This is a genomic window from Flavobacterium sp. (genome assembly GCF_043773265.1).
GTDB lineage: Bacteria > Bacteroidota > Bacteroidia > Flavobacteriales > Flavobacteriaceae > Flavobacterium.
In genome coordinates, this window is the sequence record NZ_JAYVFH010000139.1 from 1 (window position 1) to 7,307 (window position 7,307).

Annotated in this window: 8 protein-coding genes and 1 pseudogene; 7 read left to right on the plus strand and 2 right to left on the minus strand. The window is 32.3% G+C overall.

The window, feature by feature from the left end; translation table 11 throughout:
* Both ACH2BO_RS07420 and istA read right to left on the minus strand, forming a co-directional pair.
* The coding region (locus ACH2BO_RS07420) for an ATP-binding protein (protein ID WP_395044117.1) at window positions 1-605 on the minus strand (605 nt) is incomplete at its 3' end.
* A complete protein-coding gene (gene istA, locus ACH2BO_RS07425) occupies window positions 598-2,151 on the minus strand; it encodes an IS21 family transposase (RefSeq protein ID WP_395044118.1) in 1,554 nt (517 codons plus the stop codon). The genes ACH2BO_RS07420 and istA, both read right to left, overlap by 8 nt.
* A gap of 214 nt (window positions 2,152-2,365) precedes the next feature.
* Here istA and ACH2BO_RS07430 point away from each other — a divergent pair.
* The 7 genes and pseudogenes from ACH2BO_RS07430 to ACH2BO_RS07460 form a co-directional block, all read left to right on the plus strand.
* Window positions 2,366-2,676 (plus strand): annotated as a pseudogene (locus tag ACH2BO_RS07430) (tyrosine-type recombinase/integrase); the annotation flags it as partial.
* A gap of 312 nt (window positions 2,677-2,988) precedes the next feature.
* Window positions 2,989-3,819, plus strand: a complete 831-nt coding sequence (locus ACH2BO_RS07435) for a universal stress protein (protein WP_395044119.1) — start codon at window positions 2,989-2,991, stop codon at window positions 3,817-3,819.
* 99 nt (window positions 3,820-3,918) lie between these two features.
* On the plus strand, window positions 3,919-4,749 hold the full coding sequence (locus tag ACH2BO_RS07440) for a hypothetical protein (RefSeq protein ID WP_395044120.1): 831 nt from the start codon (window positions 3,919-3,921) through the stop codon (window positions 4,747-4,749).
* 36 nt (window positions 4,750-4,785) lie between these two features.
* Window positions 4,786-6,141 (plus strand): MBL fold metallo-hydrolase RNA specificity domain-containing protein, encoded by a 1,356-nt coding sequence (locus ACH2BO_RS07445; RefSeq protein WP_395044121.1) that lies wholly within the window; start codon window positions 4,786-4,788, stop codon window positions 6,139-6,141.
* Window positions 6,142-6,156: 15 nt separating this feature from the next.
* The gene (locus tag ACH2BO_RS07450; RefSeq protein ID WP_395044122.1) at window positions 6,157-6,567 is read left to right on the plus strand and encodes a hypothetical protein; all 411 of its coding nucleotides are present in this window, start codon (window positions 6,157-6,159) and stop codon (window positions 6,565-6,567) included.
* Between the two features lie 6 nt (window positions 6,568-6,573).
* Entirely contained in the window at window positions 6,574-7,068 is a 495-nt protein-coding gene (locus ACH2BO_RS07455; protein ID WP_395044123.1) for a mechanosensitive ion channel domain-containing protein, read from the plus strand.
* Window positions 7,069-7,124: 56 nt separating this feature from the next.
* The coding region (locus tag ACH2BO_RS07460; RefSeq protein ID WP_395044124.1) for a universal stress protein at window positions 7,125-7,307 on the plus strand (183 nt) is incomplete at its 3' end.

Below are 7,307 nucleotides of genomic sequence, written 5' to 3' on the forward strand. Positions count from 1 at the left end.
ATTGAGCCATTATTGTGTCTGTCTTCGATAATCTCCAAGAGTGTGATTCTGTTCTGGCTATCGAGTGCCTGTAGTCCAAAATCATCCAGTATTATAACATCCTGTCTTTCTATTTTGGCAAGTTCTCTCAAATAGGAACCATCTGCTTTTGCCATTTTTAACTTAGCAAACAATTTTGATGTATTAAAATAACTTACTTTATACCCTTGTATACAGGCCTGGTACCCTAATGCGGTTCCTAAATAGCTTTTACCCACACCAGTACTTCCAGTGATTAAAATGTTTTCGTTTTTTTCTACAAATTCACATTCTGCCAGTCTAAAGACTAAGGTTCTGTCAAGATTACGTGATTCTTCAAAATAGATGTTTTCAATATTGGATTTGTAATGGAACCGGGCATTTTTGATACTTCTCTCAATACGCCTGTTATGTCTCTCATCCCATTCGGCATCAATAATCATTGATGCAAATTGGTCAATGGTGTAATGATCTGTTTTTCCGCTTTCAATGGCTGTTTTAAAAGCACTATGCATTCCATAGAGCTTCATTTGTTTCATTTTGGTTTCTGTTGATTCATTCATATTTATTTGATTTAAATTATTCATAATAGTGTTTTCCTCTAATGTTTCTATGTTCCGGCAGTTCCTGATTAAGGTCTTGTTCCTGCTCAGCATCAATGGTGTCTAAGTTGTTTTCTAAAATATTCTGTATGGTTTTGAAGTTGTAAATTTTAAAATCAAGAGCTCTTTTACAGGCATTTATCAATCGTACCCTGCCCACCTTCTTCTCGTAGGAGAGTATTCCTAAACAACTTTTAAATGCCTGCTCCGGGTGATTTCTGCTGTCAATGATTTTTATGATAAATTCCGCGACAGCACTGTCAATATCAGTGGCCCAATCTATAAAACGAGTAGCACTCCAATCAGCTACAAACTGGTGTGTACTTGCCAGATGTTCCGAATTTGTGGTATACATGTAAGGCTTGTAATTTCTTTGGTGTGTAGCTATCCGATTGTACTTGTAATACACTTCAACGGTGGATTTTGTATACAGAAGCTTAACCTTCTTTCGTAAATACTGGTAGGGAACGCTGTAGTAATTTTTATCCTGACTCAATTGCACATGGCCATTTTGCATAACCGTTGCAAAAGATTGGTATTTTATTTCAAAACGCTCTTGTGGTAATGGTTGAAGTTTGTCTTTCTCGTCTTCAATAAAGAGTTCAAAACGAGAGTAAGGTCTTGCAGTAAGTTTCCTGTGATTATGAATGTCCAATAGGCTCCATATCTGGTCATTGAGCTCATCAAGACTGTAGAATGTCCTTTCTTTCAGATTTACATAAATCCTTCTATACAATATTTTCACAGCTCCTTCAACTAAAGACTTATCTCTTGGCTTGTAGGCTCTGGCAGGCAAAATGGTAGTTTCATAATGCTCTGCTAAGTCCGCTAAAGTTTCGTTAATGGTTGGCTCAAATCGACTACTTTTAATAACGGCAGACTTTAAATTGTCCGGCACAATAGCTGCTGGAGTACCGCCAAAATAACGCATGGCGTTTTCCACTGAGCTCACAAAATCTTCTTTTTGTTGACTTAAAGAAGCCTCAGCATAGGTGTATTGGCTGGCACCTAATATGGCAACAAAAAATTGTACTTCTTTGATTTCACCTGTAGTTTTATCAATGACAGAGAGCGTTTTTCCGGCATAATCCACATACATTTTATCACCCGCTTTGTGATGCATGTGCATCACCGGATTTACTCGATTACTCCAGGTTTTATAATGAACGTTAAATTGCGAACTCCTTAAACCGTCTGGGTTTGCTGCAATGTAGAGCTCCCACATGTGTTGAATTGTAACCCCTACTTTTTTCAGTTCCCGCTCCATTTTCGGAAAATAGTCGTAAAGCTTTTGCAGTTTTGGATTAATCGGTTGTAAAGTGCTATTGGAAAACAATAATTCCAGCTCAGTATCTGTCTTCAGTTCAATAGTTTCAAGACTTAATTCTAATACTTTGTACAAAGAAATGTACTTCTTTACCGTGTTTCTCGATAGCGAAAGGTAATTGCTAATAAACAAATTACTCTTTCCACTACAATGAAATTTAATGACTTTTCTAATTTTACTCATGTCTGTTATCTTGTTTACCATAATCCGTATTTTTTTAACGAATGTATGGTTCACAACATGAAAAAATTAGTAATTTTAGGGTGGTCAGTTTGCTCCGGAAATAGGTGGTCAATTTGACCGGATTTTCCAGTAAAGTAAGCGGGTTTCGCTCTTTAACTTATTAGATTAAAAATCTTAAATAAAAACTATTTGTAAAGCTAAAAATAGTGAATTGAAACCTCCTTTAATGAACAATAACATCTCAAGACTCCTTTTAAAAAAAGTTTTAAGTAATCAGAAAATGAATAGTTATTTAAAGGAAATTGCAGACGTTGCGGCATTCAAAAAGATTTAACCTTTTATATGGCTCGACACACTTTCGCAACATCGGTAACACTTACAAATGGTGTTCCTATTGAAACCGTGAGTAAAATGCTGGGGCATAAAAACATACAAACTACCCAACACTATGCAAAAATTCTCGACAAAAAAGTAAGTGAGGATATGATGGTTTTGAGAGAGAAATTTATTAGTGTTGAGAAAGGAAATAAATTAAACATAGGTTAATTATTCCTATTGATTATTTTTTTAGCATAAATTCATTAGAAGAAAGATTAAAAAAAACTAGAAAGGAATTTTTCTAAATAAATAGCTAAAAAGAAACTCTATTTCACAATCTGTAGTTTTTTCTAAATCTCTAATTGGCACTAATTCGAATACGTTTTCAATTAAACTATGACATTTAATAATTCATGTTTTTAATTAAAAACCCTATTTAAATGTTAATTTAATGTTATATTCTCATCAATGTGACAATTATCATATAAGCGAAGTGTATTAAAAGGTAACTTTATAATGTTAATCATTAACTTCTTTATTATGAAAAAAATTCTTTTCCCAACAGATTTTTCTGAAACAGCAACTAATGCCTTTGTACACGCTTTAGAACTCGCAAAAATTGTTAAAGGTGAGCTTATTTTGTTACATTCATTCGAATTACATTTAGTAGATAATGTCTTTTATCCTGAAAATTATAAAGAAACTTTTGATACATTGGAATTATCAAAATTTGAACAATTTAAAGATGAGTTACCCAAACTTCGAGCAATTGCAGATGAACAAAATTTGAGCCATATAAATATGACACATTGTTTAATGCATGGTAATTTACTTCATAATATTGAGGAAAGCATTGAAACTGATAAAATTGACTTTGTTGTTATGGGAACATCTGGAGCAACTGGATGGAAGGAAATGTTTGTAGGTACTAATACCGGAGAAGTTATTACAGCAGTAAATGTTCCTATTTTAAGCGTTCCTGTAGATGCTAAATTCGAAAAAATTGAAACTATTGGTTTTACTACTCGTTTTAGAGAAAAAGATAAAAGTGCTTTAAAACAAGTAATAAGTATTGCCAAAAAGACAAATGCCAAAGTAAAATGCTTATATGTAAAAACCAAAGAAACCGACAATACCGAAGCTACTTTTGCCGATTGGAAGAACCATTTCAAAAATGACCCGGTTAGTTTTTTTATTTTACCAAGCGAAGATGTGAAAGAAACAATTCTTGATTTTATTAGATTTCAAGGAATTGATGTTTTAGCAATGATTACATACAAACGAAATTTCTTTGAAGCGTTATTCAGTTCTAGTTTGTCTCAAAAAATGTCTTACAATTGTAACATTCCTATTTTGGTATTACACGAATAGAAAACATAAACCAAATATAATTCAACATCAAGCAATGTGCCAATTGTTACAGTACTTGACGTTATTTTTAACTACTTTTAAGTAATATAATTTAAGCATATGAAAATCATAAAACAATCAGGGTTAATGGTCGATTTTGACAAAGATAAACTCAAGCAATCACTCTTGAGGTCGGGTGCAAACAAATATGTCGTTGATGATGTTTTACAGGTGATTGAAAGGGAAATCTATGAAGGAATTCCAAGTAAAAAAATTTTCAAATTAGCTTTTAGTTTATTAAAGAAAGTATCTAATGCCAATGCTGCTCGATACAATTTGAAGGAAGGAATTAGGTTACTCGGTCCAGCAGGTTTTTTCTTTGAAAAATATATTGCTCGTGTTTTTGCATCAGAAAATTATAAAATAAAGACTAATCTAATCTTACAAGGCAAATGTGTTTCCCACGAAATAGATGTTTTGATTAAAAAAAACAACCTTATTTCAATGATAGAATGCAAGTTAAGTATGGGCAAAGATGCTAATTCTGATGTAAAAGTGCCATTATATATTCTATCTCGATTTAACGATTTAAAAAACAAAAAGTTAGCCTTATTCGAGAAAAATGAAATTATATCTGAATGTTGGATTGCAACAAACAATCGTTTTACAACCGATGCCATCACTTTTGCTAAATGTTCTGGCTTGCATTTATTAAGTTGGAATTATCCCGAAGGAAATAATTTGAAAACAAAAAACGACAATAACCATCTTTATCCTATTACTTGTTTAACAACACTATCTATTTCAGAAAAAGATAGATTATTGATTTTAGATGTGATTTTGGTCAAAGAATTAATCAACAATGCTAAAAGTCTCGAAAAAATAGGATTAAGTAGCATTAGAATAAAAAACGTGCTAAAAGAAGTTTCTGAATTGTGTAAATGCCTTTAACAACAATAAATTTATAACAGACTAACCAATAAAAAAATGAAAATAAAATTCATCGGTGGCGCAGGAACAGTAACTGGTTCAAAAACACTAATAGAAAGCAACGGAATTACAATTCTTGTAGATTGTGGTCTTTTTCAAGGAATAAAACCCTTGCGAGAGCTCAACTGGGAACCTTTACCTGTTTTACCATCAACAATTGATTTTGTATTGCTAACTCACGGTCATTTAGATCATTGTGGCTGGTTGCCACGATTAGTTAACCAAGGATTTAAAGGAAAAATTTACTGTACAAGTCCAACCGCAGCTATTGCAAAATTGATATTATTAGACAGTGCCAAAATTCAAGAAGAAGAAGCCAATAAAGCCAACAAGGAACGCTATTCTAAACACGAAATTGCAGAACCACTTTATACAGTAGAACAAGCCGAAAAAGTTTTTCCTCTTTTTAGAGTTTTAAAAACCAACGAAGTTGTAAATCTCGATGCCGAAATTTATGCCATATTTACAAATGCAGGTCATATTATCGGAGCTTGTACAATAGAATTAATACTTGAAAATAAAAAATTAGTCTTCTCTGGAGATATTGGTCGTGATGACGATGTGTTAATGTATGCTCCAACAAAACCCAAAAAAGCCGACTATATTTTTTTAGAAAGCACTTATGGCAATAGAATTCACCCTCAAACAGATACTAAACTTGAACTTGAAACTTACATCAATAATACGGTCAATAAGGGCGGAACAATCATAATCCCTAGTTTTGCCGTTGAGCGTGCTCAAACCGTAATGTACTTGCTTTGGCAACTCAAAGTAGAAGGAAGAATTCCAAATATCCCTTATATTATAGATACCCCAATGGGAATAAAAGTGTTAGATGTTTTTGAAAACAACAGCAAATGGCACAAGCTTTCACCAAATGAATGTGTCGAAATGTGCAAAATGTTTACAATGATTTCCGATTACAAAGACACAATAACGGCTATTTATGACAAACAACCCAAAGTGGTCATTGCTGCAAGCGGTATGATTACTGGCGGTCGTGTTTTGAGCTATTTAGAACGTTATATTGGTTTGCCAGAAACAACCGTTATCATAATTGGCTATCAAGCCGAAGGAACTCGTGGACGAAAACTATTAGAAGGAGCAAAAGACATCAAAATTCACGGAAAATATTATGAAGTAAAAGCCAATATTCTTGAAATAGAAGGATTATCGGCTCACGGCGACCAACAAGATTTACTCAATTGGCTATCGGAATTAGAGAACAAGCCAAAAAAAGTATTCTTGGTTCACGGCGAAAATATTCCAGCCGACGAATTGCGGATAAAAATAAATGAAAAATATGGGTTTGAATGTGTTGTGCCTTTGATGGGGCAAGAATTTGAATTATAAAAACTAAAAAAAAATATGAAAACACAAACAGGAATTTGGATCGACACTTCAAAAGCAATAATTGTTGCATTGATAGATGGAAAAGAAAACAGCACAGAAATAAACTCCGAAATTGAAAACAGCGTTCATCACAATAATGAAGGCAACAAAGGTTTATTTATGGGAAATGGACATATAAACAACGAAAAGAAATTCGACGAAAAAAAGAAACATCAAACAAATGATTTTCTAAAAAATGTAATTAATCAAATAAAGAAAGATGATGCATTTTATGTTTTTGGTCCAGCCGAAATGAAATTAAAATTAAAAAACATAATCGAAAACAATCTTGAATTAGTAGCTAGGCTAAAAGCGGTTGAAACCGCCGATAGTATGACTTTAAATCAGGTGGTCGCAAAAGTAAAATTGTTCTATAAAATTCAGTAAAATAAAATGGATATTAAAATCATTGAAACAATAATAGTAGTAATCGTTTTTATCATAATAAAATTTGTAAACAACAAAATAATAAATGATGCACTAAAAAAATTCAACTTTCATCGCGACCGAAGAAAAATAACAGTAAAAGCCATTAATTTTTTTTCGGCATTAATTGTAGCAATAATACTTCTAGCCATTTGGGGCGTTAAGCAGGATGAATTGTTAGTATTTATAACATCAATATTAACAGTTTTAGGAATTGCTTTTTTTGCACAATGGTCAATACTGTCCAATGTGACATCGAGTTTGATTTTATTTTTTAACCATCCATTAAAAATTGGTGATTATATAAAGATTATCGATACCGATCAACCAATTGAAGGAGTTATTCAAAACATCACTTATTTCTTTTTATACATTAAAAACAAGGAAGATGAAATTATTACAATACCAAATACTATTGTGCTTCAAAAATCAATTTTAATAAAATCAAATCAGAATATATAAACGAACTGAATTTAATACATACGTTTTTAGAATAATAACCTTTAAAATATATCCTAATGAAAAAAATACTCGTTACCACTGATTTTTCAACAAACTCAAAAGCAGGAATACGCTTTGCGATGCAACTAGCTTCGCAAACTAATAGTGAGTTAATTTTTTACAACGTAATACAAATTTTAAAACCCACCATTTGGAAACAATCAAAATGGGAAAATTATGTGTCGTCAGAAATTGAAAGG

Coding starts and splice junctions, on each gene's coding strand:
- istA (WP_395044118.1), bottom strand. CDS start 2,151: ATGGTAAACAAGATAACAGACATGAGTAAAATTAGAAAAGTCATTAAA.
- ACH2BO_RS07435 (WP_395044119.1), top strand. CDS start 2,989: ATGAAAAAAATTCTTTTCCCAACAGATTTTTCTGAAACAGCAACTAAT.
- ACH2BO_RS07440 (WP_395044120.1), top strand. CDS start 3,919: ATGAAAATCATAAAACAATCAGGGTTAATGGTCGATTTTGACAAAGAT.
- ACH2BO_RS07445 (WP_395044121.1), top strand. CDS start 4,786: ATGAAAATAAAATTCATCGGTGGCGCAGGAACAGTAACTGGTTCAAAA.
- ACH2BO_RS07450 (WP_395044122.1), top strand. CDS start 6,157: ATGAAAACACAAACAGGAATTTGGATCGACACTTCAAAAGCAATAATT.
- ACH2BO_RS07455 (WP_395044123.1), top strand. CDS start 6,574: ATGGATATTAAAATCATTGAAACAATAATAGTAGTAATCGTTTTTATC.